The following is a 25,116-nucleotide window of genomic DNA, read 5'->3' on the forward strand; positions in this document are numbered from 1 at the left end:
CCGGTTTATCCGGCGTTCTTTTTTATGGCGAGCTTATACTCGTCACTCTATGGGCCGTCGCTTGCGACGTTAAAAATGTCCGCCGGGAATTTTTTACGGCGATACGGATTTGACCCAGAACCGTAAAGTAAAAACAACCAAGAGAATGACGTTTTGAATTATCAGTTGATCACTTCCGACATCGGGTTACAAGAGGTTTGCTCCCAGGCGCGACGCTTTCCGCAGGTGGCATTGGACACGGAGTTCGTCAGAACCCGCACGTATTACCCGCAATTAGGGTTGATTCAATTGTATGACGGCGAACAGCTTTCACTTATCGATCCGTTAACGATTACCGACTGGGCACCCTTTCAGGCGTTACTGCGTGATGAGCAGGTCACTAAATTCCTGCATGCGGGCAGCGAAGATCTGGAAGTGTTTCTCAATGCGTTTGGAACACTGCCGACGCCTTTCATTGATACACAGATTCTGGCCGCATTTTTAGGCAAGCCGCTTTCTTATGGATTTGCTGCGCTGGTGGCTGACTACATAGGCGTGACGCTGGATAAAAGCGAGTCGAGAACGGACTGGCTGGCTCGTCCTCTGAGCGAAAAACAGTGCGATTACGCCGCGGCCGATGTGTTCTATTTGTTGCCAATGGCCATTCAACTGGTGGCCGATACGGAAGCCGCAGGGTGGATGAACGCGGCGCTGGATGAGTGTCTCCTGCTGTGCCAGCGTAAACAGGATATTTTGGCACCGGCGCTGGCCTATCGCGAATTTGGCAACGCCTGGCAACTGCGTGGTCGAAATCTGGCTTGCCTTCAGCGTCTGGCTGAGTGGCGCTTGCGTAAAGCGCGTGAGCGAGACAGCGCGGTGAATTTTGTCGTACGTGAAGAGAACCTGTTGCAGGTGGCGCGTTGTCTGCCGACGTCGCTGGGTGAACTGAGCTCGCTGGGGCTGAGCGGCCCGGAAATCCGCTACCACGGCAAAACGCTGCTGGACTGCGTTGCACAGACGGATGGCCTTGCTGACGCGGATTGTCCACCGCCAGTGATTAATTTGATCGACTATCCCGGCTATAAAAAAGCGTTTAAAGATATCAAAGCGCTGGTGCAGCGCGTGAGCGAACAGAGTGGATTATCCGCCGAGCTATTGGCCTCACGTCGCCAAATTAATCGTCTGCTTAACTGGCACTGGAAATTAAGCGGGCAAGATGCGGGAATGCCGGAAATGTTGTCTGGCTGGCGCGGCCAGTTATATGGCGATGAACTGCGTGAAATTGTGCAGGGCTATTAATCACCGGTAAACACGTCTTATCAATACGCCTTATTTGCTGTGATGATGCAATCATGAAAAAAGCAGCAAATAGGGTGATAAGAATGCGGTGAAAAAAACAAAATAAGAAATAAAAGACTGGCTAAATATACAGTCTATTATGAAATGAAACGCACGTAATTTTATGTATGACGAATATACCCTAAATAATTCGAGTTTCAGGAAGGCGGTAAGAGAAAGAATCCCGATGAGCTTACTCAGGTAAGTGATTCGGGTGAGTGAACGCAGCCAACGCATCTGCAACTTGAAGTATGACGGGAATAGATATCCCCTGCGTAAAAGCAGGGGATACTACAGCAGAAAAATCATTTAGGCGTTTCTTCCGCTTCCGGTAATGTAACGTTCAACTCAAGCACGGAAATATCATCTCCTTTTTGCTCAAGCTGAACCGTCACCATCTCAGGATCAATCTGTACATATCTACAGATAACCTCAAGAATGTCTCGCTTTAATTGCGGCAGATAATGGGGCTCGCTATCTCCCCGGCGTCGCTCCGCGACAATAATTTGCAGCCGTTCCTTGGCAATATTGGCTGTCGTTTTTTTGCGGGACAGAAAGAAGTCCAGTAAAGCCATAATTTATCCCCCAAAAAGTCGTTTAAGGAAACCCTTCTTCTCTTCTTCAACAAAACGGAAAGGACGCTCTTCACCAAGCAGACGTTCAACGGTATCCGCGTAGGCTTTACCTGCATCGGCTTCCGCATCCAAAATAACGGGTTCGCCCTGGTTAGAGGCGCGGAGTACGGATTGGTCTTCTGGGATCACGCCAACCAGCGGAATCCGCAGAATTTCAAGAACATCTTCCATGCTCAGCATGTCGCCACGGCTCACCCGACCTGGGTTGTAGCGCGTCAACAGCAAATGCTCTTTGATCGGATCTTCAGAACGCTCAGCACGACGTGATTTCGAAGACAGAATGCCCAGAATACGGTCGGAGTCACGAACGGAAGAGACTTCCGGGTTGGTGGTGATAATCGCTTCGTCAGCGAAATAGAGCGCCATCAACGCACCGGTTTCAATCCCGGCAGGTGAATCACACACGATAAAATCGAATTCCATGTTGCCCAGATCATTGAGCACTTTCTCTACGCCTTCATGCGTTAACGCATCTTTATCACGCGTTTGTGAAGCGGGCAGAATGTAGAGATTATCCGTTCTCTTATCTTTGATCAGCGCCTGATTCAGCGTGGCATCACCTTGAATCACGTTGACGAAGTCGTACACCACGCGACGCTCACATCCCATGATCAGGTCGAGGTTACGCAGACCAATGTCAAAATCGATGACAACCGTCTTTTTTCCTTTCTGGGCTAAACCGGTAGCAATGGCCGCGCTTGATGTGGTCTTGCCAACGCCCCCTTTACCCGATGTAACAACAATGATGCGTGCCATAAATGTTTCCTTGGGAGATTCTAGTCTAGAGGTTTTATCGTTAAAACATTGTCCAGCTGGTTCAGATTGATCCGTGCTGGCTGCCCAAAATACGCTTCAGGAATCTGATCGCTCAGCCAGTAACGGCCAGCAATCGAGACCAGTTCTGCGGCCAGATGCGTACAGAATATCTGGCTCTGAACATCGCCAGAAACGCCTGCGAGGGCTCGGCCGCGCATCATGCCGTAAATATGAATATTGCCATCGGAAATCACCTCCGCCCCTGCGCTGACGCCGTTTGTGACAATCAAGTCACAGTTCCGGGCGTAAATCTGTTGGCCGGAACGTATGGGGGTGTTGATGACTTTCGTTTTCACCGCAGCAGGAACGGCGGCGACGGGCTCGACGACCCGGCGTTGTGCTTTACCTTCGCTCAGAAGGGGAAGCCCCGCCTGCGCAATGGTTTTCTTTAATGCGTCGTCGGTACATCCGCTGACGCCAACGACATGCAGGCCGGTTGACGAAATGGCCTGCTGTAATTTTATCCAGTCGGTTTCCGCTGTTAATGCAGCAACATTAATCACAACGGGGGCATTTTTCAGGAAAGCAGGCGCTTGCTCTATTTTTTCCTGTAGTGCCTGGTAAATTACCTCGGGTTGGGAATCATGCAAATGAACAACCGATAAGGTAAAGCTGCTGCCTTTTAGCTCTATTGGCGTTTGTGACATCTATCCTGACTCAGTTTCAGCATCTTTTAATCCCTAGAGTAACATTTAAGGCATGATATTCCAGAGCGCTGTAAGCATGTTATAGTCACAATTATATACAGGCAAGATGGCATTCCCATCAAATAGAGTAAAAAAAATGTTTTGTGTGATCTATCGAAGTGCTAAACGCGATCAGACCTATCTTTATGTTGAAAAAAAAGACGATTTCTCACGTGTGCCAGAAGAATTAATGAAAAGTTTCGGCACGCCGCAGTTAGCCATGGTTTTACCGCTGGATGGGCGTAAAAAACTGGCGAATGCCGATATAGAAAAAGTGAAACTTGCGCTGCAAGAACAGGGCTTTTATCTGCAAGTTCCTCCACCGGTCGAGAGCTTATTAAACACGCCGGTATAAGTGTAAAAAAATAATACCAAGGCGTACTTTCAGATAAAGCCGCAAACATAATTTAGCGTGGAATATCTCAGCCGTTTGCATGATATTCCGCGCGATAAATATTCACCTTTTGAGTTTTACCTCGCCACAATTTAATTGTTTCCCTTTTTGATGGGATAAGGCTTCGTTTCTCCCTCACCGGATCCCCAACCCTGCTCACCTGAAATCTGTTGGGGTAACCCCCGTAGCGATGATATAACGATGGTTTTGCACCATCGTGTTCTTATATAGCTGTTTTCCTTTTGGTCGTGTTCTGTGCCACGAAAGCAGCGATAATCCAACAGACAGGGCAGGAGAATACCCATGTATCAACACAGAGACTGGCAGGGCGCGCTGCTTGATTTCCCAGTAAATAAAGTCGTTTGCGTCGGGAGCAACTACTCAGAACACATCAAAGAAATGGGCAGTGCGACTCCAAGTGAGCCCGTTTTATTCATCAAGCCTGAAACCGCACTGTGTGACTTACGCCAGCCCGTTGCCATCCCTAAAAATCTGGGTTCGGTTCACCACGAAGTCGAGCTGGCTGTGCTGATCGGTACGCCGTTGAAGCAGGCGAATGAAGAGCGCGTTGCCCGGGCGATTGCGGGCTTTGGTGTAGCGCTGGATCTGACGCTGCGTGATTTGCAGTCCGACTTCAAAAAAGCGGGCCAGCCGTGGGAAAAAGCCAAAGCGTTTGACGGTTCTTGCCCGATCTCCGGTTTTATTCCGGTTGCCGAGTTTGGCGATCCGCAGCAAACCGATCTGGGTGTAAAAGTGAATGATGAAGTGCGCCAGCAGGGTAACACGCGTGATATGATTACGCCGATTCTGCCGCTGATTGCTTACATGAGCCGTTTCTTTACGCTGCGCGCGGGCGATATTATTTTAACGGGTACGCCAAAAGGGGTCGGTCCGATCCTGTCTGGCGATATGCTGACGATTACGGTAAATGACCGGACGTTAAGCACGCGTATTATCTAACGCTCCCCCGGCTGCCCGTGTTGAACGACGGGCAGCAAAGTTTCCCCGCTGCGCCCGCCAGAATCACGTATCTTTATTTACAACGCTATCGATTTATACAACTTAAGGTAACTGGAAGAGACATGACTGAACGCCCTTTTTGGCAGCAAAAAACGTTGTCTGAGATGTCCGACGATGAATGGGAGTCGCTGTGCGATGGCTGCGGTCAGTGCTGTTTGCATAAACTGATTGATGAGGATACGGAGGAAATCTATTTTACCAACGTCGCCTGTAATCAACTGAATATTAAAAGCTGTCAGTGTCGTAACTATGAGAAACGCTTCGAGTACGAGCCGGACTGCATCAAGCTGACACGTGAAAATCTACTGACGTTTAACTGGCTACCCGCGACCTGTGCGTATCGTCTGATTCATGAGCGTGAAGATTTACCGCAGTGGCACCCGCTGGTCTGCGGTACTAAAACGGCGATGCACCGTGAGCGTATCTCCGTGCGCCATATCGCCGTGCGTGAGAGTGAGGTGGTGGACTGGCAGGACCATATCCTGAACAAACCTGAGTGGGCGCGGTAGTGTCTGTTCGGCGCTAGGCTGTTATCTGGTTAAAACAAGAAGCCCCTCAATCTGAATCACTCAGAAGAGGGGTTTTTTATTGGGGGGAGAATCAGCTTTCATTCGTTATCCCCTCTGCATTTTGCCTGTCACTTCACATTTCTCTTTTTCATTGTGCGAATCATGCTGTCATCTCCGGCATAAATCGTGACGTGTTGTATAATTTTAGAGCAGTCAAACCAGAAGGAGGGAGAGCATGTGATTAACTTTGAGAAAATTATTCTTGAGTACAGCGAGCAGTACACCGATTTTGCTGCCTCCACCATTGCCTTTATGGAAAGTCAGGAAAAAAAGATCGACGCAGATGAAATATCACGAAGAATCCCGCAGGAAAAAAGACCTTTTTTTAACGAAAGATTAGGCCACTATCGCGATATCTACAGACCACAGCAGTGAGAGGTAGCACAAGCCTGTGAAGCGTAGAAACAGTTACCAGAAGCCCGACTCTCGTCGGGCTTTTCGGTATTTCATTAGCGGCTGAAGAGGTCGCGACGCTTAGGGCGGAAAGGCTGAGCGATCAATACCAGCACGGCAACCAACAGATAAGCGGCAAAGATGCCAAGCAGCCATTGCGGCATTTCCAGAGAGAGAAATTCCCACTGACGTACTGAGCAATCACCTGTCGCATTGAAAATAGCCGGAAGCCATTTGTCCAAAGGCAACCATGACGGGAAGCTGACAAAGAAATCACAGGTGGTAAACGGCGACGGATTTAACAAAATATCCGTGTGTTTCCAGGCCAGTCGGAACCCTTCATAAGAACTGTATATCCAGAGCGCGATGGCTGGGTAACGCAACGCCGTTGTTGGCGCGATGGCGCCAACAATACCTGCTGCGAACACGCCCCACAGCGCACAACGCTGATAGATACACAGCACGCACGGTTTTAATAACATCACATGCTGAAAATAGAGCGCGGTCAATTCCAACGCTAAAGCGGTAAACGCCAGCAGCAGCCACGCACCACGTCCGCGTGAGCAACGATTAAGAAATCGCAACATAAAAATATTCCATGCTAAACATGATTAAAGCAGCAGTGTAAACCGTTCTGGCTTCACTGCCATCATTTCACTGCGCAAAACGTAACGATATGTTTATTTGATGCTTTTCTGTCATTCTGCGGCGGCGAAAAGGGTGTTGATAACATCATCAAGGCCGAAATTGTCGCTGCCGCGATTACTATACACGATCGTGATTATGAGTGACTGCCCGATATGGTCAAGTCTGGCAAAGAAATCCATTGTTTATTCATCAAAAAATCGGTGAACGGCACCAGCGTGAACTCAACGCAAAGTAACCCGACCAGCGTCATCACAATGGTGTAAGGCAGTGCCATGATCACCATGCGCCCGTAAGATAAACGGATAAGCGGTGCCAGAGAGGACGTCAGCAAGAACAGAAACGCAGCTTGCCCATTCGGTGTGGCGACGGAAGGCAGATTGGTGCCGGTATTGATTGCGACAGCGAGCAGCTCGAACTGAGGCAGCGAGATCTGACCGTTCTCAAAGGCGTTGCGCGCTTCGTTAATGTAAACCGAGCCAACGAAGACATTATCCGATATTGATGAGAGCAGGCCGTTGAACAGATAAAACTGCGTCAGTTGCGCGCTTTCAGAAGATTGCAGGACGTAGTGGATAATCGGTGAAAACAGCTGCTGATCGATAATGACGGCGACGATTGCAAAAAAGACCGTCAACAGCGCGGTAAACGGCATGGCATCCTGAAACGCTTTACCAATGGCATGTTCTTCAGTCACGCCGCAGAACGTCGTCGCCATAATAATAACGGAAAGGCCAATCAACCCGACTTCCGCCAGATGAAACGCCAGCGCGACGATGAGCCAGACGCCAATCACCGCCTGCACGATTAAACGCGCTTTATCCTGCGGCGTGCGCTTTTCTGTCATATCCCGATCGTAATCCTCAAGCACGCGGCGCACGTTGTCTGGCAGGTTTACGCCGTAGCCGAAGAGTTTAAAACGCTCAACCAGCACGCAGGTCAGGATACCGCAAATAAACACCGGGACGGTCACGGGTGACATGCGCAGGAAGAAGCTGACGAAATCCCAACCGGCGCTTTTCGCGATAATCAGGTTCTGAGGTTCACCTACCATCGTCATCACGCCGCCCAGTGCCGTACCGACGCCAGCGTGCATGAGCAGGCTGCGCAGGAACGCCCGGAACTGCTCCAGCGTACGATGATGCTCCTCGCTGCTGAGTGTGCTGTCATCGCTGATATCGGCCTCGTCTTCACCCTGTTGAGAAGCGAAACGGTGATAAATACCATAAAACCCGATAGCGACGCTGATAACAACGGCAATCACGGTCAGCGCATCAAGGAACGCGGAAAGAAAGGCCGCGGCGATACAGAAAGCAAGGGAAAGCAGCGTTTTGGAATGAATGCGCAACAGCAGCTTGGTAAACACAAAGAGCAGCAGTTGCTTCATGAAATAGATGCCCGTCACCATAAACACCAGCAGCATGAGGACTTCAATATTCCCTGTGACCTCATGCCACACCTGCTGCGGGCTGGTCATTCCGATGAGGATTGCCTGTAGTGCCAGTAGGCCGCCAGGCTGTAACGGGTAACATTTCAGCGCCATACCGAGCGTAAAAATAAACTCCACAACGAGTAACCAACCGGCCCAAAACGGGCTGACAAAATAGAACAGCAGCGGATTAATCAGCAAGAAGCAAAAAATAGTCAACTTGTACCAGTCTGGCGCGTATCCCAGAAAATTTTTTAACAGCGCGCGGTGAAGGGGCATGCCGGTCATAATGGAAGGGGAATCCTTATTCGTTAGAATAGTTTGATGGTTTTTATCATATCGTAAAAACTTTACAAACGGGCAGAAGTCTACCGTTCTACGCCGCGAGAGGTCGGTTTGCAGTCACAATTTTTCATTGAAATGGTTCGGTGCCCGAGTGCGGCGCTATATCATGATTCTTTCGTCTGGTATTATGACTTGGCTTTTTTCGGCAATCACCGCTACGGATTATCAAACACATGGTTATAAAGGCGCAAAGTCCGGCTGGATTCGCGGAAGAATACATTATCGAAAGTATATGGAATAACCGCTTTCCTCCTGGCTCTATTTTGCCCGCGGAAAGAGAGCTTTCCGAACTGATTGGCGTGACCCGTACTACCTTGCGTGAAGTACTTCAGCGCCTGGCCCGCGATGGCTGGCTGACGATACAGCACGGGAAACCCACAAAGATCAACAACTTTTGGGAAACCTCCGGGCTCAATATTCTGGAAACGCTGGCGCGACTCGATCACGATAGCGTGCCGCAACTGATCGATAACCTGCTGGCCGTGCGCACCAACATCGCCGCCATTTTTATTCGGACGGCGTTACGCCATAACCCGGAAAAGGTGCGTGATGTATTAACGCAGGCAAGCGCGGTAGATGATAGCGCAGAAGCTTTTGCGCAGCTTGACTACAACGTGTTCCGTGGTTTGGCTTTTGCCTCTGGCAATCCGATTTATGGTCTGATCCTGAACGGCCTGAAAGGGCTGTATATTCGCGTAGGGCGTTACTATTTTTCCAATCCGGAAGCCCGCAAGCTGGCGGTGAATTTTTACGGTCGGTTGGACGCGTTGCGCAGCGAAGAGCTCTACGATCAGGTGATGGATGTCGTCAGGCATTACGGTAAAGAAAGTGGGGCGATCTGGCACAGTATGCAGAGCGCGATCCCACGGGACATCGCGGAAGTACGCCGCTAAGGCTCATACCGCAGCGTCATTGTGAAAATATGAAAAGGGGATTCAGGTTGTTGCCTGAATCCCCTTTTTCTTTGGTTGTGTCGCTGATCTGTGAACCAAGTTGCGTTATGTGGCTGCCGTTCCGTTACGCGGCGGGCAGCGTTCAATCAACTCGATGCTGCCATCCGTGTTAGCCTGTTCCAGATAGACGTCAAATCCCCACAGGCGATGGACGTGCTTCAACACTTCCTGGCTACTTTTATCCAGCGGTGCGCGATTATGCGGAACATAGCGCAGCGTTAGCGCCCGATTACCGCGTAAATCCACGTTCCAGACCTGAATGTTCGGCTCCAGATGACTCAGGTTGTACTGGGCGGAGAGTTCCTGCCGGATCAAACGATAGCCTTCTTCGTCGTGAATCGCGGCAATTTCCAGATAGTTATTGCGATCGTCGTCCAGAACCGTAAACAGCCGGAAATCACGCATCAATTTAGGCGACAGGAACTGGCTGATAAAACTCTCGTCCTTGAAGTTCTGCATCGCAAAATGCAGCGTATCGAGCCAGTCTTTACCCGCGATATCGGGGAACCAGTAGCGGTCTTCGTCGGTCGGTGACTGACAAATACGCTTGATATCCTGAAACATCGCGAAGCCCAGCGCATACGGATTAATCCCGTTGTAGTACGGACTATTGTACGGCGGCTGATAGATCACGTTGGTATGGCTGTGCAGGAATTCCAGCATGAAGCGCTCGGTGACCCGGCCTTCATCGTAGAGATGGTTCAGGATGGTGTAATGCCAGAACGTGGCCCAGCCTTCATTCATCACCTGAGTCTGCTTCTGTGGATAGAAATACTGGCTGACTTTCCGCACGATACGCAGAACCTCACGTTGCCAAGGCTCCAGCAGCGGCGCGTTTTTCTCCATAAAATAGAGCAGATTTTCCTGCGGTTCTTGCGGGAAACGCCTTGCTTGTTCCGGTGCGGCACCCTGTTCGCGACGCGGTAAGGTCTTCCAGAGATCGTTAACCTGGCTTTGCAGGTAGGCCTCGCGGCTTTTCTGACGGGACTTTTCCTCTTCGAGCGAAATCTTCTGCGGGCGCTTATAGCGGTCAACGCCGTAATTCATTAATGCATGGCAGGAATCTAGCAGGCGTTCCACCTCGTCCACGCCATAGCGCTCTTCGCATTGCGCGATATACTGGCGGGCAAACAGCAGGTAATCGACGATGGAACTGGCGTCGGTCCAACTGCGGAACAGGTAATTACCTTTGAAGAACGAGTTGTGTCCGTAGCAGGCATGCGCCATAACTAGCGCCTGCATCGGCAGCGTGTTCTCTTCCATCAGATACGCGATACAGGGATCGGAGTTAATGACGATTTCGTACGCCAGCCCCTGCTGCCCGTGCTTGTAGCGCTGTTCGGTTTCGATAAATTTCTTCCCGAACGACCAGTGGGCATAGTTGATCGGCATGCCTATGCTGGAATAGGCGTCCATCATTTGTTCTGAAGTGATGACTTCAATCTGATGAGGGTAGGTTGCCAGACGATACAGCTTCGCCACCCGATCAATCTCATCAAGGTAAACCTGTAATAACTCAAACGTCCAGTCCGGTCCATCACTCAGGCGAAGTGTTTTTTTTACCTGATTATCCGTCGATATAGCCATCAGCGCGCCCCCTAACATAACAAGTCTGTACGTGAGATCTCGTTTACTGCCTTCCCGCTGGCTCCTGTCAAAAAATCATCGTTGTTCATTTAGTTATAGCTGAGCTTTGGAAACGCGGCAATTGACGAATTGCGCGTGTTTGATGGAGAAAGGCCGCTAAGGGGAGAAAAAAGAAACCGGTCTTACGCTGTCGATTGACAGGGAAATGCGCTCTCCGGAGAGAGCGCGAAATACTGCCTGAACTAGGGGCGTTGATACCGTTTTAACAGCGCCTGAATGTCGTTAAGGCGGGAAACGGCAATCGTAGACAGCTTCTCTTTAGAAACGTTGCGATCGAGTGAGATGCAATCCTTCCACAGAGAACGACCGGCAATCACGCCAGAGGCTCCATTTTTCAACGCGCTCTCTACCTGAGGGAGAAACGTCGCGTGATCGACGCCGGCGGATAGGACGGCCCAGGGAATGTCACCGCAGAGCGCGGTTACGTGTGCACAAGCCTCATCCGATCCTGGGTAAGGGATTTTTAAGACCTTTGCGCCTTGGTCGATACAGGCCTGACAGCCTGCTGGAATGAGCTCAGGCAGGAGACGCGTGTAGGCTTCGCGAGATTCATTTTCCAGAGGATAGGTCAGGAATTCGACGACGAGCAATAAATCTTCCTGCGCAAAATCCTGAATCACGGTACGGAGTGTGGCAAGGTTACGGGTATTGGCGTCTGGTCTATCCGGACGAAGGTAGATCATGATTTTTCCGCCAGTGGCACCCCATTCGCGCACTTTACGTGCCGTTACGCCTTCAACCATCGTAGAGATTCGGTAACCTTCTGGCGTTGTTTCCCACCCTGACGCGTCAAGCCCGATGAGCAGGCCCGTATCGCGGGGCAGAATGTCTTCGTCTATCAGACCCGGTATGGCGCAGATCGGATCAACCAGCACACAGCCTGCTTCAGCCGCCAGATAGCGGGTGATGTCATATTTTGTTTTTCCTAATGTTTCATTGGTAATTGCGGCCTGGGCTTCTGATGTCGGTGCTAATAATGTTCGCATACCGCCACGTTGATCGCAGGCAATAACCATCATTGCGCCTGTCGCGTTACAAATTAATTGATATCCTCGGTGTTCAGCTGTTGTCATGGTGTTCATAATAATTACCCTCATAAAAAGTAATATAAATAAGCGATTAATCCAGGTGGGTTTTGATCCATTGAATTAATTCCTGATGATTAATTTCCTTATCCTGATCAACCGTGTAACACTTTCCAATACACATCGGTTTTGCCTGATGCGCGAGTGACATTAATTCCGGGAGATACTCATTGCCGGGATGGCCTTTTATTCTTTCATTAATTCTGGCTTGATATCGTGCAGCTACCCGATCAGATGAGATAGCATTCCATATTTCAAGCGTATGGTGGATGCCACACGAAGCCAGGTAGTCCTGTAATACGGATTTCTCGCGAAATCCGAACCAGGCATCAAGAACCAGAATACTATTTTCAGGAGCCTGTTTAACAATATTAAACATGGCCTGATAGGCGGCGTACCCCAGTTTTCTGTTTAACGTTCTATCAATTACATCGCAGAACTGCATCATGAATGGCTCTTTTATTTCATCAAGGCTTAACCGTGGGAAGCTCAATTCATCCGCAATGATACGTGCTACTGTGCTTTTCCCTGATGCGGGAATACCATTGACTAAAATAATCTTTTTCATAATACTCCGACAATATCATCTGCCGTAGTGGCGCTTCGAATACGGGTGAGCATGTCGTCCTTTTCCAATAGATTGATGATTGAGGCGATACCTTCCGTAATATGCGCATCGCTGTTAACGCCGCCGAACATAATTAAAATATCCACCGGTTCACTTCCCTGAATAGAGAGCGGAGTCTGTAGCGTCAGTAAACTGAAACAATTCTCCTGAACCCCACACTCAGGGCGCGCATGGGGAATAGCGATGCCTTCATCAAAAACATAATAAGGCCCGTATTCCTTCGTGCTTTCTATTACCGCGACGGGATAATTCTTCGTAATACACCCTGCACGGATTAACGGTTGTGCGGCGCAATAAATGGCCTCTTCCCATGTTTTACATATCACGCCCAGTTGAATGCAATCGTGCTGCAAAAGGAAATTTTTTATGCTCATAAATCCTCATATATTTTTCCGAATGGTGTTTCTGAGTTCATCTATCTGAATAAAAATATCATCAACGCGATTCCGATAGTCAGGATGAGAAGAAAATACCTGAATGGCCTGATTGTATTTAATCATTAGCGCTTTTTGCGTTTCACTATGAGCCGGATCTTGAACTAAACGAGACTCAAGCTCCGCTAATTCTTCCTCAATTTCCCTGACGCGATTGTCATCCTTATTATCGCGATGGTCGGAAGAGGGACCCGGGGATAAAAAGCGTTTGAGTAGAGAAAACATAGTGATTCCTTAAGCTGTTTGCATCATGACTACAGGCCAATACGCTATTGCGATAGTTTACGATTCGCAATAAAGGCAATGAATGCAACGAACGCGACAAAGGCGGCGACAAATAACCAGTCTTGCTGGAAAGCGTGTCCTAATATCAGGCCAGTACCGATGACATCGGAATCACTGAAGGTGACGCCGGTAAATCCGAAGACTTCCAATAATGGCACCAGAATGGCGGGCAAGAGCGTAATGAAAAGGCCATGAACGACACCGCCGATGACTGCGCCGCGCCGTCCTCCCAGCGCGTTACCGAAAATACCGGCTGTGCCGCCCGCAAAGAAGTTGGTCAATAAACCCGGCAAAATCATCGCCAGCCCAAACATCGGGAAGATCAGCATCCCGAGAATAGAACCGACGGTAGTGGCGAGGAATCCGACAATGACGGCGTTGGGTGCATAGGGGAAGAGCACAGGGCAATCCAACGCGGGTTTGGCATTAGGGACCAGCCGCATGGCGATACCTCGAAATGCGGGAACCAGCTCATTAAGCAGCAGACGGACACCGCTGTAGAGAACGAAAACGCCCGCGACAAACTGCATGGACTGCATGAAGGAATACATCAGATAGTTGACGCCGTTGGCGTACTGCGCGATGTAGGTCGGTCCTGCCGCCACGGCCGGGATGAGGTACATCGGCACCATGACGACGGCCATCGATAGGTAGGTATCCTGCAAGAATTTGAAGTTATCAGGCAGCGTTAAGTCTTCCGTGGATTTGGAATTTTTGCCGACTAACCGCGCGACGGCGGCCTGCACCAGATACCCGATGGTACAAAAATGCCCCAGAGCCACATCATCGGAATTCGTGATTTTACGGACTATCGGCTGTGCCAGTGCGGGCATCAGCACGGCCATAATGCCGCCAAATATGCCGCCGGTTAGGATCAGTGTCGCGCCGGTCAAGCCCGACTTATAGCCAATCACGGTACCGATTGTTGCCATCCACAGCAGAGCCTGTCCCGTTAGGAAGATATATTTAAAGGGCGTAATGCGTGCAATAAGGATGTTGACGGCAAAGATCACCATGAGCGTCAACGCGACTTCTGACCCGAGTTCGCGGTTTGCCAACCCGGCGATGGCGGCGACATCGGTGATGTAGCCTTTCATGCCAAAGCCTTGGGTAAATATGTTGTTCAAATAAGTCAGGGTATCAACGATGATGTTAATCCCTGCCATCATGATGAGGAAGCCCAACAGCGTCTTGAATGTCCCTTCTGCAATTTTCCCTACTGATTTCTTCTGTAAAATCAACCCGATCATGGCGATCAGTGCGATTAATATGGATGCCTGGCCTAATAAATCTTTCACAATGAAATTGATAACGGTGTTCATATTTCACCTCATGCTATTGATGAGCCTGGATATAAGTTAAAATTTTTTCTTCTATTTCATCTTTATCCGTCAATTTATTAAGAATGATGACTCTTTTTTTCTCATCTTCACTGGCATCGCTGTTCAGGATGTCAGCAAATATTTTCTGGGTTAGGATAACGTCATATTTGAAGGCAGAGGCCTCTGAAATCGTGGTGTGATTTATTTCTGCATCAATACCTAATTTTTTTAGTACGGATTTGGCTGTCATTTCGATAGCGAAACTGGAACCTAATCCACAACCGCAAACGCAAAGTACTTTCAACATAATCATGGCCTCATATAAGGTGATGGGCTTTCGCGAGCTTATAAAAGTGACTTTCGACATCAACCAAACGTCGTTCTGAATCCTCCAGGTCGATAGGAATAGCCTTGTTGTTATTATTGATAATGATAATTTTATTAGTCAGTCCGGCGTTAATACACCGAACGACTTCTTCTGCTAACAGGGTGCCCTGAATAATTTCTTCCCCGGTGGGCGCGCCATTTCGTAAACCATATCCCAAAATAGTTTTTCGGATACGGATGCCAATCTTATGCTCTAGTTTCTTGATAATGGTATCGATAGCGCCCTGAAAGCCAGGAGTATACTCATGGGTATAGCCTTCAGAGCATAAAATGATCACACTGTTTTGTTCTGCGATTTTCTCCCGAATACATTGTGATAATTTATCAATTTCCCACGGTGATTCTGGAATGAGTGCGATATCTGCGTTGCTCTTTAATGCCGCCTGCAAGGTTAATTCGCCACAATATCCACCGAGTAATTCGATCATGAATACCCGGCCTTGTAATCCCCGGCCTGTATTGCGCAATTTTTCCACTTCGCTCATGACCTGCTCGCAGGCGGTAGAAAAACCGATCGTATAGCTATTCCCTGAGATATCATTATCAATCGTCATTCCTACGCCATAGCAATGAACGCCATAGTGACTGAGTTTTTTTAAAAACTGGAATGAGCCATCTCCGCCAGCCATAATGAGCGCGTCGAGTTTTTGTTTTTGAATATTTTTGACGATTTGCTCATAGTCTGTTTTTCTACACTTTCCGGTTTTTCTCCCTGACGTAATCAGGGGCATTGCTGAGATGGAATAATCCACTAAATCGCGGCGAGTGAGGACTTTACAGCAGTTATCGATAAGGCCATTAATTCCACCATCGAAAATGACGATGTCAGAGGCAGTCATTCTGTTCACCTGAAAGATGAAGTTATTTATTCCGCTAACGTCGCCGCCGCTAATGACTAATCCAATTTTCATCGTCGCCCTCTGGAAATATGAATAACCACCGTGTGAACACAATGTTATTAAACTGATAAGGCGTTTTTTTGATGAATGTCGCAAATTTGTATTTAACTACGAGGTTTATTGTCTTGACAGTGACGTTGTTGATTCTATTGTTGTGAGGGATATCACGATTTAAAAATAAGCAATCCAACTAACTTATTAATTAATTTGGTGTTTAACGTTTTCCCATTTTTTACTTTTATTATACTTTTCAGCTAAAAAACGAATATGTATTTTGTGAATGATTTCACAGTTATTTCATTACGATCTCAGTGGAGACTCAACGGATCGAAGAGATCACAATAGATAAATGTTATCGTCGAGACGGGTGACAATTCCTTCCCAAATGCTAGAGTAGTCTTCAGTTTTACCTTTTAACTAGTGTTTTATGCCATTGAATAAGCATTTTTCCAGTAGATTAGACGGTTTTTAACGGAGAGAAAGGGAGAGCGGTAGCATGCGGGTTGTAATTCTGGGAAGTGGCGTCGTTGGCGTAAGTACCGCTTGGTATCTTGCGCAGGCAGGGCATGATGTTACCGTGATCGACAGACAACCGGAGCCCGCGTTGGAAACCAGCGCCGGGAATGCCGGACAGATTTCCCCCGGCTATGCCGCGCCCTGGGCTGCGCCGGGCATACCGCTGAAAGCGATAAAGTGGATGTTTCAGCGTCACGCGCCGCTGGCCATCCGGCCGGACTTCACGGCAGCACAGCTGTGCTGGATGTGGCAAATGTTGCTCAACTGCGATGCGCGCCACTACAAAACGAATAAAGCGCGGATGGTGCGTCTGTCGGAATACAGCCGCGACTGTTTGCAAGCGCTGCGGCGGGATACCGGTATCGAGTACGAAGGGCGGCAAGGCGGAACGCTGCAACTGTTCCGCACTGAGCAGCAGTATGAAAGCGCGACACGCGATATCGCCGTGCTGGAAGAGGCTGGCGTACCGTATCAACTGCTGACTCGTCATGAGCTGGCTTCGGTTGAACCAGCGCTGGCGCACGTGGCGGGAAAACTGACCGGCGGGCTGCGTTTACCGCATGATGAGACGGGCGACTGCCAGCTGTTCACTCGCCAACTGGTGGCGATGGCTGCCGATGCAGGTGTCACCTTTAAACTGGGGCGTAACGTTCGCCAACTGCGAGTGGAAGGGCAAAGCGTTACAGGCGTCCAGTGCGACGATGAAATGATCGTGGCAGATGCCTATGTGATGGCGTGTGGCTCCTATTCCACCGGATTACTGCGTCAGTGGTTCGATATTCCGGTTTATCCGCTGAAAGGCTATTCACTGACGATTCCGCTGGCGGATGACGCTTTTGCACCGGTTTCTACCGTATTGGATGAAACCTATAAAATAGCGATTACTCGCTTTGATCGCCGTATCCGCGTCGGAGGTATGGCAGAGGTCGTGGGTTTCAACACCGAGCTGAATCCCAAGCGACGTGAAACGCTGGAAATGGTGGTGCGCGATCTCTATCCCCATTGCGGCCCGATTGAACAAGCCACATTCTGGACGGGATTGCGTCCGATGACGCCAGACGGCACGCCGCTGGTAGGGCGCTCACCGCTGAAAAATCTGTACCTGAATACCGGCCATGGCACGTTAGGCTGGACGATGGCCTGTGGATCGGGGAAATTGCTGGCGGATATTCTGTCGAACAAATCACCGGAGATTGAGTCCGATGATTTGTCCGTGGAAAGGTATGCTCGTTAGTTTGGAACTACTTAGTTTTTAACTGCTTATTTTTAACCACTTAGCTTTGAACTACGTACGGGGCAGTGACGTAATGCTGCCCTTGTGGTGCCGCGTAAGCAGGCGGGCGCGTATTGCCAGCAGGGCGGCACAGAGCATGACCAGCGCCAGTGATACTTTTGACGGCAGAGGGAGCGCCATAGCAATCAAGCCCAGCGCTGCGCCGCCTGCCATCTGCACAAATCCTACCATCGCCGACGCAATCCCCGCCTCATTGGAATAAGGCTCCAGCGCATAGCTGGTGGACGGGCCGATCAAAAAAGCCAGACCGGCACAGGCCAGTGCGACAGGCAGCATGTAGGTCGGCCAGGTGTTTTGCATCGCATCGGGTAAGAGAACGACACCGCCAAGCAGCGAAAGAAACCCAGTCCCCATCAGCAGACTACCGATAGCCAGACAGCGCGGTCGGCCGACTTTGCGAATGATGCGATTTGCAAAGAAGCTGACCAGCATGATCCAAAAACCGTTGACGCCAAAAGCAATGGAAAACTCAAGCGGCGTGAGCTGAGCCTCGTTCATCAATACCACGGGAGAGAAGGTGACATAGGTCAATGCCATCCCCATAGCACCCGCGTTGACTGAGGCAAATCCCAGAAACTGGCGATCGGATAACAGACGTGCGTATTGGCGCAGCGGCAAGCCGTGTACGGGCAGCGTTGAGTCTGGTCGCGTTTCAGGCAGGAAGCGGATGACGAGTGCCAGTACCAGGATGCTGTAGCCTGCAAGGAACCAGAAGGGCGCACGCCAGCCGAAGGTTTCGGCCAAAAGCCCGCCCAAGAGCGGCGCCAGCGCTGGCACAATGTTCAGCGTGCCATTAAGAAAGCCATAGGTTCTGGCGGCATCGTCGCCGTTCAGTTTGTCACGCACGCTGCTGAAAATGGCGACGGCGGTACAACAGACGGCCAGCCCCTGAAAAAGACGTGAGAGGACAAATAGCGTGGCGCTGGTAGCCAGTGCAGCCATGATCGCACCGACGAGATAGATAATCACACCAGCCAGTGCCATAGGGCGGCGACCGTACTTATCGACCAGCGGCCCCGCCAGCAGCTGACCTAATCCCATGATCAGAATAAACAGGGCGACGGTGGATTGAATCAGCGATTCAGGGCTGTTCAGTGCCACGGCGATGGTGGGAATAAGCGGTAAATAGATGTCGATGCCCAGAGGGCCGAGTAGAACCAGAGTTAGTAAAATCAGAACAAATCGTTGCATAACAAAAGCAGAAATCTATGTTTTATGGGTTCGACAGGGTAATGCGCACACTGGCGGAAAGAAAGCGTTATCTTTGTGACAATGTCACGATGATGCGAAGGAAAATGGCGTGGCGAGGTTGCATGAAGGCGCTAATCAACAGGGCGGAGCAGAGATTTTCCGCCCTTTAGTCAAACGTGCTTAATCCACTCAGGCTGTTTCAATGCGGGGATAAAAATCATGATTCTCCCGCTGCATGCGTTCATAGACCTTACGCAACACGTTATTGGCATCAGCCCGGAAATCCCTGTCGTGCCCCACCAGTTGCGAAGCCGTATTCCAGCGACGGGAAAACGCATCGTAATCGGCGGCAATGGTTTGCATTTCATTCTGATAATGCTGACTCATCTTCGTTAACTGTTCGTCACCGCTGCGCTGAAGCGAAGGGTACAGCACGCGATCTTCTGCGGAAAGGTGAAGCTTGATGGTTGAGCTCATAGCGACGATGGCGCGGGCAATGTCAGTGGCATTTTCTGTCACACCGGCCCGGGATAGCTGACGCAGGGTATCAATGCTGTCGAGTATTTCGTTGTGCTGGTGCTTGAATTTATCAATGTTCATAAGCGATTCTCTGTGCAGGTATAATGCCATTTATAATACATGTATTTTAAATGCATGTTTATAGAAAAATGCCCAGAAAGAGAAAATCAGCCAGCTAACTATTAATCATTAACAGATAACTGGCTGATTGAGAGGCGGGTCAATGCCCTACAGTTTGTTTACGGAAGAGTTCACGGAAGACAGGGTAGATATCATCCTGATCGCGGATATGCTGCATGGCGAAATTATCGAATGTATCGCGCAGCGTTTCATATTCGCGCCAGAGCGTCTGGTGTGAACGCCGGGTGATTTCAATGTAGCTATAGTAACGCACCATCGGCAGAAGCTGATTCGCCAGAATCTGGTGACACAGCGGCGAATCATCAGCCCAGTTATCACCATCCGACGCCTGTGCTGCGTAGATATTCCACTGCGATGGGTCGTAACGCTCGCGAACCACTTCCTCCATCAGCTTTAACGCACTGGAGACAATGGTGCCGCCGGTTTCCTGAGAGTAGAAGAACTCCTGTTCATCGACCTCTTTCGCCTGCGTATGGTGGCGAATGTAGACGACGTCGACGTTTTTATAATTTCGGCTGAGGAACAGATACAGCAGAATATAAAAACGCTTCGCCATGTCTTTCGTCGCCTGATCCATTGAGCCGGATACGTCCATCAAACAGAACATCACGGCCTGACTCGACGGTTCGGCCCGGCGCTCGTAGTTCCGGTAGCGCAGGTCAAACGTATCGATAAACGGCACGCGGGCGATTTTCTGGCGCAGTTCGTTAATTTCCTGCCGCAGCCGTTCCTCTTCCAGCAATTGTGCGGGTTCGGTATGCGCTAGCTGTTCCAGTGACTCTTCCAACTCATGCAATGTGCGCCGTTTACCCGCTGTCATCGCCATACGGCGTGCCAGCGAATTTTGCAGCGAACGTACCACGCTGATATTGGCAGGGACGCCATTAGCGGTGTACCCGGCGCGGTGCGTTTTGTACTCGGTCATCTGCCGATGCTGGGTCTTCTTCAGATTCGGCAGCGCCAGATCTTCAAACAGCAGGTCCAGATATTCGTCTTTGGAGATCTGAAAGACAAATTCATCTTCGCCTTCGCCATCTTTACTGGCATCACCCTGACCGGAACCACCGCCGCCACCTCCTTGTGGCCGCTCGATTTTGTCATTCTGTACAAAGTGATCGTTGCCCGGGTGGACGCGGTGGCGGCGTCCTCCACGGCCCTGATGGAACATCGGTTCGTTGATGTCTGCATTGGGGATCGAGACTGACTCCCCGCTTTCGATGTCGGTCACCGAACGCTTATTAATGGCCTCGGAAATCGACTGTTTTATTTGCGACTTATAGCGGCGCAGAAAGCGTTGGCGGTTCACCGTGCTTTTGTTTTTGCCGTTCAGTCGTCGGTCAATAAAATAGGCCATGTTTCCCCCAAACGCTGTTGCCAGCATCGTGCGTCATTATGATGACTTCCTCACCCGCAGATACCATTCGCACAGCAAACGCACCTGTTTCCGGGTGTAGCCTTTCTCCATCATGCGATCGACGAAGTCATCATGTTTTTTCTGTTCATCCGTTGAGGTTTTGGTATTGAACGAAATCACAGGCAGCAGCTCTTCCGTATTGGAGAACATCTTCTTCTCAATGACCGTGCGCAGCTTCTCGTAACTGGTCCAGTTTGGATTCCGGCCGCTATTGTTGGCACGGGCGCGCAGGACAAAGTTGACGATCTCGTTACGGAAGTCTTTAGGGTTGCTGATGCCCGCGGGCTTCTCGATTTTTTCCAGCTCGGCGTTTAACGATTCGCGGTCAAACAGCTGGCCAGTATCTGGGTCACGGTACTCCTGATCCTGAATCCAGAAATCCGCATAGGTAACATAACGGTCAAAAATATTCTGTCCGTATTCGGAATAGGATTCGAGATAGGCGGTCTGGATCTCTTTACCGATAAATTCGGCGTATTTCGGCGTCAGATAGCCTTTCAGGTGCTCTAAATACTTCTCTGCCAGCTCCTGCGGGAACTGTTCGCGCTCGATCTGCTGCTCCAGCACGTAGAACAGATGTACCGGGTTGGCCGCGACTTCGCTGTGATCGAAGTTAAAGACACGCGACAGAATCTTGAACGCGAAGCGGGTCGACAGACCGTTCATGCCCTCATCTACGCCCGCATAGTCGCGATACTCCTGATAGGACTTCGCCTTCGGATCGGTATCTTTCAGGCTTTCTCCGTCGTAAACCCGCATTTTGGAGTAGATGCTGGAGTTTTCCGGATCTTTCAGGCGCGACAGAATGGAGAAGCGAGCCAGCGTTTCCAGCGTGCCGGGCGCGCAAGGGGCATGCGTCAGTTCGCTGTGGTCCAGCAGCTTGTCGTAGATCTTCACCTCTTCGGACACGCGCAGGCAGTACGGCACCTTCACGATGTACACGCGGTCAAGAAACGCTTCATTGTTCTTGTTGTTACGGAACTGCACCCACTCGGATTCATTGGAGTGCGCCAGAATAATCCCGTTGAACGGCAGGGCGGCAATACCTTCCGTCCCGTTATAGTTGCCTTCTTGTGTTGCCGTCAGCAGAGGATGAAGCACCTTGATCGGCGCTTTGAACATTTCGACGAATTCCATAATGCCCTGGTTCGCCCGGCACAGCGCGCCGGAGTAGCCGTAGGCATCGGGATCGTTCTGAGCATAATGCTCCAGCTTGCGGATATCGACTTTACCGACCAGCGCTGAAATGTCCTGATTATTCTCATCACCGGGCTCGGTTTTCGCGATCCCGATTTGCGCCAGAATTGATGGCCACACTTTGACGACTTTGAACTTGGTAATGTCGCCGCCAAATTCCTGAAGGCGCTTGGCTGCCCACGGTGACATGATGGTGCCGAGGTAGCGCCGCGGGATGGCATACTCTTTCTCAAGTATCGCGGCATCTTCCTGCGGGTTGAACAGGCAAAGCGGATGGTCATTCACCGGGCTGCGTTCGCCGTTGGCGCTAAGGATGTAAATCGGTACGCGCTGCATGAGCGCTTTCAGGCGTTCGGCCAGAGAGGATTTCCCGCCGCCGACCGGCCCCAACAGATACAGAATCTGTTTCTTCTCTTCCAATCCCTGCGCGGCATGTTTCAGGTAAGAGACAATCTGTTCGATGGCCTCTTCCATACCATAAAATTCTTCAAAAGCAGGATAGCGAGCAATCACCCGGTTCGAGAATAGGCGCGACATTCGTGATTCTTGGGCGGTATCCACCATTACAGGCTCACCGATAGCCGTTAACAATCGTTCAGCCGCATTCGCATAAGCGTTGCGATCCTGCTGACAGATGGTAAGGAATTCCTGCAGAGTGAACTCTTCGTCCTTGGCAGCGTCGTAGCGCTGGCGGTAGTGATCAAATATGTTCATAGCGATGCCCGTCCTTCGTCGATTAGCACAGATTAAGAGAGCGTGTGGAATATATGCCTATTAATGTATTGCCCCCCGAAAGAAGAAATCTCCTGAGTCCAGCAACCCTTATGCCAACTTGTAGCGTCGGGGCGTCGTGATTTTATTCATTCCTGCTGGTCAGGAAGACGTCACCTTCTGTATTAAAGCGTAGTTTGCATCCGTAAAATTTCCTCTAGTCCACAGACGTATTTTTAAGATATTTCAAGGACTCACTTTCAGGAAAATCCGTGTACGATTATAGAGAATGGGCGTTCAGCCTTCAGAACACGGCCTATTACCGACGTTAGCGCACGTAAAACCTATCGAATATATAGGTTATTCGTTAATGTTATTTTTATATAACCTGAACGCGAACGTGTGTAATTGGCTTATCATGTTTCATGATATTTATCTGTAATAGGAAATAGAAAACTGTGAAAAAACCTCAACTATGTATGCTGGCCGCACTGGTTTCTGGTGCTGTGCTCCTGCCTTCAGCCTATGCCGCAGATGTCTCTCTGGGCCTTGGCGCTGCGGGTTCAACGTCCGTGTACCGTGGTGTTGATAATGACGTTTATCCGCTTCCTGTACTGAATTATGAAAGTGAAAATTTTTATTTCCGCGGGCTGGGTGGTGGATACTACCTGTGGAATGACGGCGCAAATCGTTTCTCTTTAACGGCCTACTACCTGCCTTTAGGGTTTAAGCCGGGAGATAGCGACGATCTGCGTATGAAGCAGTTGGACAAACGCCGCGGTACGCTGATGGCGGGTGCGGCTTATCGTCATACTGCCGACTGGGGTGAAATTCGTACTGTGCTGGCCGGGGATACGCTGGATTACAGCAACGGCTTTGCGTGGGATACCGCTTACCTTTACCGCTTCTCCATGGGCGATCTGAGTATCACCCCCGGTATCGGTGCCACCTGGTTCAGTGAAAACATGAACCAGTATTACTACGGCGTTAGCGCACAGGAGTCCGCCCGTTCCGGCTTTAACCAGTATAGCCCTGGCGATGGCTGGGCCCCGTATCTTGAACTGAGCGCCGGTTATCAGATTAACCAAAGCTGGAGCGCCTGGGCTGTGGGCCGCTACACGCGTCTGTCTGACGAAATGAAAGACAGCCCGATTGTTGATAGTAACCACAGCATCTTAATGAGCGCAGGCGTCAGCTATCGCTTCTGATGCTTTTCGTGGGCGCTTTTAATGCTCTTCGTAAGCATAGTGCATCTGCCGTACAATAATGGGGTGATATCACCCCATTTGCACGTTTATGGTGCGCTGAATGCCATGTTAGGTTTAATGGCAAACTCGTTACGTTGACGGCAAACAGGGAGGAACGCATGACAAAAGCGATTCGTTTTCCAGATGACACTCGCGTACCGGCGATCGGTCAGGGAACGTGGTACATGGGCGAAGATGCCCGAATGAAAGCGCAGGAGGTGACGGCGCTGCAAACGGGGATCGACCTTGGCTTAACGCTGATTGATACGGCCGAAATGTATGCGGAAGGCCGGGCGGAGGAGGTCGTCGGTGAAGCGATACGTGGCCGCCGTGACAGCGTTTATCTGGTGTCGAAAGTCTATCCGCACAATGCGGGAGGCGAAAAGGCGATACAGGCGTGTGAACGCAGCCTGAAGCGACTGCAAACTGAGCGTATCGATCTGTATCTGCTGCACTGGCGCGGCGGTATCCCGTTAGTGGATACGATTGCGGCGATGGAGCGATTGCAGCAGGCGGGAAAAATCGGCCAGTGGGGCGTCTCCAATCTCGACCTTGAGGATATGCAGGAGCTCTGGTCGCTAAATGGCGGGCAGCACTGCATGACCAATCAGGTGCTTTACCATTTGGCATCGCGCGGTATTGAGTTTGATTTGCTACCGTGGTGTCAGCAACAGCAGCTTCCAGTGATGGCGTATTGTCCGCTGGCGCAGGCAGGACGCCTGCGTGATGGATTATTTTCGCATCCGGTGGTGAACTGCATTGCACGCGAACATAGTATCACGCCTGCTCAACTGTTACTGGCGTGGGCAATTCGTCAACCGGGCGTGCTCGCGATTCCTAAAGCCAGCTCTGTGAAGCATGTTCAGGAAAATGCCAAAGCGCTGGACGTGGTGCTATCGACGGAAGATATCGCACAGCTCGATCAGGCTTTTCCACCGCCGACGCGTAAACAGCATCTGGATGTGGTGTAGCGGAAGGATTTACGGAAAAGGATTTG

26 protein-coding genes are annotated in these 25,116 nt (G+C 50.2%); 9 read left to right on the top strand and 17 right to left on the bottom strand.

Going from position 1 to position 25,116, the window contains the following annotated elements; translation table 11 throughout:
- Window positions 1-153 precede the first annotated feature (153 nt).
- Window positions 154-1,278, top strand: a complete 1,125-nt coding sequence (rnd, locus tag NXT09_RS02940) for a ribonuclease D (RefSeq protein ID WP_268578821.1) — start codon at window positions 154-156, stop codon at window positions 1,276-1,278.
- A 344-nt stretch (window positions 1,279-1,622) separates the two neighbouring features.
- On the opposite strand, the gene minE is transcribed toward rnd, so the two are convergent.
- The 3 genes from minE to minC are packed head-to-tail and all read right to left on the bottom strand — an operon-like array spanning window position 1,623 to window position 3,415.
- On the bottom strand, window positions 1,623-1,892 hold the full coding sequence (minE, locus tag NXT09_RS02945) for a cell division topological specificity factor MinE (protein WP_005968801.1): 270 nt from the start codon (window positions 1,890-1,892) through the stop codon (window positions 1,623-1,625).
- Window positions 1,893-1,895: 3 nt separating this feature from the next.
- Entirely contained in the window at window positions 1,896-2,708 is an 813-nt protein-coding gene (gene minD / locus NXT09_RS02950) for a septum site-determining protein MinD (RefSeq protein WP_010275490.1), read from the bottom strand.
- 20 nt (window positions 2,709-2,728) lie between these two features.
- A complete protein-coding gene (gene minC / locus NXT09_RS02955; RefSeq protein WP_205550598.1) occupies window positions 2,729-3,415 on the bottom strand; it encodes a septum site-determining protein MinC in 687 nt (228 codons plus the stop codon).
- Between the two features lie 136 nt (window positions 3,416-3,551).
- Between minC and NXT09_RS02960 the strand changes: the two genes are divergently transcribed.
- From NXT09_RS02960 to NXT09_RS02975, 4 genes are all read left to right on the top strand, one after another.
- Entirely contained in the window at window positions 3,552-3,809 is a 258-nt protein-coding gene (locus NXT09_RS02960) for a YcgL domain-containing protein (RefSeq protein WP_039315168.1), read from the top strand.
- A gap of 342 nt (window positions 3,810-4,151) precedes the next feature.
- Window positions 4,152-4,808: a fumarylacetoacetate hydrolase family protein gene (locus NXT09_RS02965; RefSeq protein ID WP_039496120.1), complete on the top strand. Its 657-nt coding sequence runs from the start codon at window positions 4,152-4,154 to the stop codon at window positions 4,806-4,808.
- Window positions 4,809-4,930: 122 nt separating this feature from the next.
- A complete protein-coding gene (gene ycgN, locus NXT09_RS02970; protein WP_010275477.1) occupies window positions 4,931-5,377 on the top strand; it encodes a cysteine cluster protein YcgN in 447 nt (148 codons plus the stop codon).
- A gap of 237 nt (window positions 5,378-5,614) precedes the next feature.
- Window positions 5,615-5,812: a DNA polymerase III subunit theta gene (locus NXT09_RS02975; RefSeq protein ID WP_010275471.1), complete on the top strand. Its 198-nt coding sequence runs from the start codon at window positions 5,615-5,617 to the stop codon at window positions 5,810-5,812.
- 74 nt (window positions 5,813-5,886) lie between these two features.
- On the opposite strand, the gene dsbB is transcribed toward NXT09_RS02975, so the two are convergent.
- On the bottom strand, window positions 5,887-6,417 hold the full coding sequence (gene dsbB / locus NXT09_RS02980) for a disulfide bond formation protein DsbB (protein ID WP_109410968.1): 531 nt from the start codon (window positions 6,415-6,417) through the stop codon (window positions 5,887-5,889).
- Between the two features lie 194 nt (window positions 6,418-6,611).
- The gene (gene nhaB, locus NXT09_RS02985; protein ID WP_268578822.1) at window positions 6,612-8,192 is read right to left on the bottom strand and encodes a sodium/proton antiporter NhaB; all 1,581 of its coding nucleotides are present in this window, start codon (window positions 8,190-8,192) and stop codon (window positions 6,612-6,614) included.
- A 230-nt stretch (window positions 8,193-8,422) separates the two neighbouring features.
- Between nhaB and fadR the strand changes: the two genes are divergently transcribed.
- Window positions 8,423-9,142: a fatty acid metabolism transcriptional regulator FadR gene (fadR, locus tag NXT09_RS02990; protein WP_205550591.1), complete on the top strand. Its 720-nt coding sequence runs from the start codon at window positions 8,423-8,425 to the stop codon at window positions 9,140-9,142.
- A gap of 105 nt (window positions 9,143-9,247) precedes the next feature.
- Here fadR and NXT09_RS02995 read toward each other — a convergent pair whose 3' ends face one another.
- The 8 genes from NXT09_RS02995 to NXT09_RS03030 form a co-directional block, all read right to left on the bottom strand.
- On the bottom strand, window positions 9,248-10,789 hold the full coding sequence (locus tag NXT09_RS02995; RefSeq protein ID WP_039319701.1) for a SpoVR family protein: 1,542 nt from the start codon (window positions 10,787-10,789) through the stop codon (window positions 9,248-9,250).
- 242 nt (window positions 10,790-11,031) lie between these two features.
- On the bottom strand, window positions 11,032-11,931 hold the full coding sequence (locus NXT09_RS03000; protein ID WP_205550588.1) for a tagatose-bisphosphate aldolase: 900 nt from the start codon (window positions 11,929-11,931) through the stop codon (window positions 11,032-11,034).
- Between the two features lie 37 nt (window positions 11,932-11,968).
- Window positions 11,969-12,502: a P-loop nucleotide/nucleoside kinase family protein gene (locus tag NXT09_RS03005; protein WP_268578823.1), complete on the bottom strand. Its 534-nt coding sequence runs from the start codon at window positions 12,500-12,502 to the stop codon at window positions 11,969-11,971.
- Window positions 12,499-12,936, bottom strand: coding sequence for a PTS sugar transporter subunit IIA (locus NXT09_RS03010; RefSeq protein ID WP_268578824.1), 438 nt, complete (start codon window positions 12,934-12,936; stop codon window positions 12,499-12,501). The genes NXT09_RS03005 and NXT09_RS03010 overlap by 4 nt, the downstream gene beginning before the upstream one ends.
- A 6-nt stretch (window positions 12,937-12,942) precedes the next feature.
- On the bottom strand, window positions 12,943-13,221 hold the full coding sequence (locus NXT09_RS03015; protein ID WP_268578825.1) for a hypothetical protein: 279 nt from the start codon (window positions 13,219-13,221) through the stop codon (window positions 12,943-12,945).
- Between the two features lie 44 nt (window positions 13,222-13,265).
- Window positions 13,266-14,603: a PTS sugar transporter subunit IIC gene (locus NXT09_RS03020; RefSeq protein ID WP_225582777.1), complete on the bottom strand. Its 1,338-nt coding sequence runs from the start codon at window positions 14,601-14,603 to the stop codon at window positions 13,266-13,268.
- Between the two features lie 13 nt (window positions 14,604-14,616).
- Window positions 14,617-14,910, bottom strand: a complete 294-nt coding sequence (locus NXT09_RS03025; protein ID WP_205550579.1) for a PTS sugar transporter subunit IIB — start codon at window positions 14,908-14,910, stop codon at window positions 14,617-14,619.
- A gap of 10 nt (window positions 14,911-14,920) precedes the next feature.
- Window positions 14,921-15,901: a 6-phosphofructokinase gene (locus NXT09_RS03030; protein ID WP_205550578.1), complete on the bottom strand. Its 981-nt coding sequence runs from the start codon at window positions 15,899-15,901 to the stop codon at window positions 14,921-14,923.
- A 484-nt stretch (window positions 15,902-16,385) separates the two neighbouring features.
- Between NXT09_RS03030 and NXT09_RS03035 the strand changes: the two genes are divergently transcribed.
- On the top strand, window positions 16,386-17,639 hold the full coding sequence (locus NXT09_RS03035; RefSeq protein WP_268578826.1) for a D-amino acid dehydrogenase: 1,254 nt from the start codon (window positions 16,386-16,388) through the stop codon (window positions 17,637-17,639).
- Between the two features lie 51 nt (window positions 17,640-17,690).
- Here the strand turns inward: NXT09_RS03035 and NXT09_RS03040 are convergent, their stop codons facing one another.
- The 4 genes from NXT09_RS03040 to yeaG all read right to left on the bottom strand — a co-directional run bounded on the left by NXT09_RS03040 (window position 17,691) and on the right by yeaG (window position 22,875).
- On the bottom strand, window positions 17,691-18,890 hold the full coding sequence (locus NXT09_RS03040) for a multidrug effflux MFS transporter (protein ID WP_268578827.1): 1,200 nt from the start codon (window positions 18,888-18,890) through the stop codon (window positions 17,691-17,693).
- Window positions 18,891-19,079: 189 nt separating this feature from the next.
- The gene (locus tag NXT09_RS03045; protein WP_268578828.1) at window positions 19,080-19,490 is read right to left on the bottom strand and encodes a hemerythrin domain-containing protein; all 411 of its coding nucleotides are present in this window, start codon (window positions 19,488-19,490) and stop codon (window positions 19,080-19,082) included.
- A gap of 139 nt (window positions 19,491-19,629) precedes the next feature.
- Window positions 19,630-20,904 (bottom strand): YeaH/YhbH family protein, encoded by a 1,275-nt coding sequence (locus NXT09_RS03050; RefSeq protein WP_268578829.1) that lies wholly within the window; start codon window positions 20,902-20,904, stop codon window positions 19,630-19,632.
- Window positions 20,905-20,940: 36 nt separating this feature from the next.
- The gene (gene yeaG, locus NXT09_RS03055) at window positions 20,941-22,875 is read right to left on the bottom strand and encodes a protein kinase YeaG (protein ID WP_010275400.1); all 1,935 of its coding nucleotides are present in this window, start codon (window positions 22,873-22,875) and stop codon (window positions 20,941-20,943) included.
- A 455-nt stretch (window positions 22,876-23,330) separates the two neighbouring features.
- Between yeaG and NXT09_RS03060 the strand changes: the two genes are divergently transcribed.
- Window positions 23,331-24,080, top strand: coding sequence for a MipA/OmpV family protein (locus NXT09_RS03060; protein ID WP_205550567.1), 750 nt, complete (start codon window positions 23,331-23,333; stop codon window positions 24,078-24,080).
- Window positions 24,081-24,238: 158 nt separating this feature from the next.
- Window positions 24,239-25,090 carry an aldo/keto reductase gene (locus tag NXT09_RS03065; RefSeq protein WP_268578830.1) on the top strand — a complete coding sequence of 284 codons (852 nt, stop codon included), beginning with the start codon at window positions 24,239-24,241 and terminating at the stop codon, window positions 25,088-25,090.
- The last annotated feature ends 26 nt before the right edge of the window (window positions 25,091-25,116 follow it).

The sequence above is a fragment of the Pectobacterium jejuense genome (genome assembly GCF_026800125.1).
Classification (GTDB): domain Bacteria; phylum Pseudomonadota; class Gammaproteobacteria; order Enterobacterales; family Enterobacteriaceae; genus Pectobacterium; species Pectobacterium jejuense.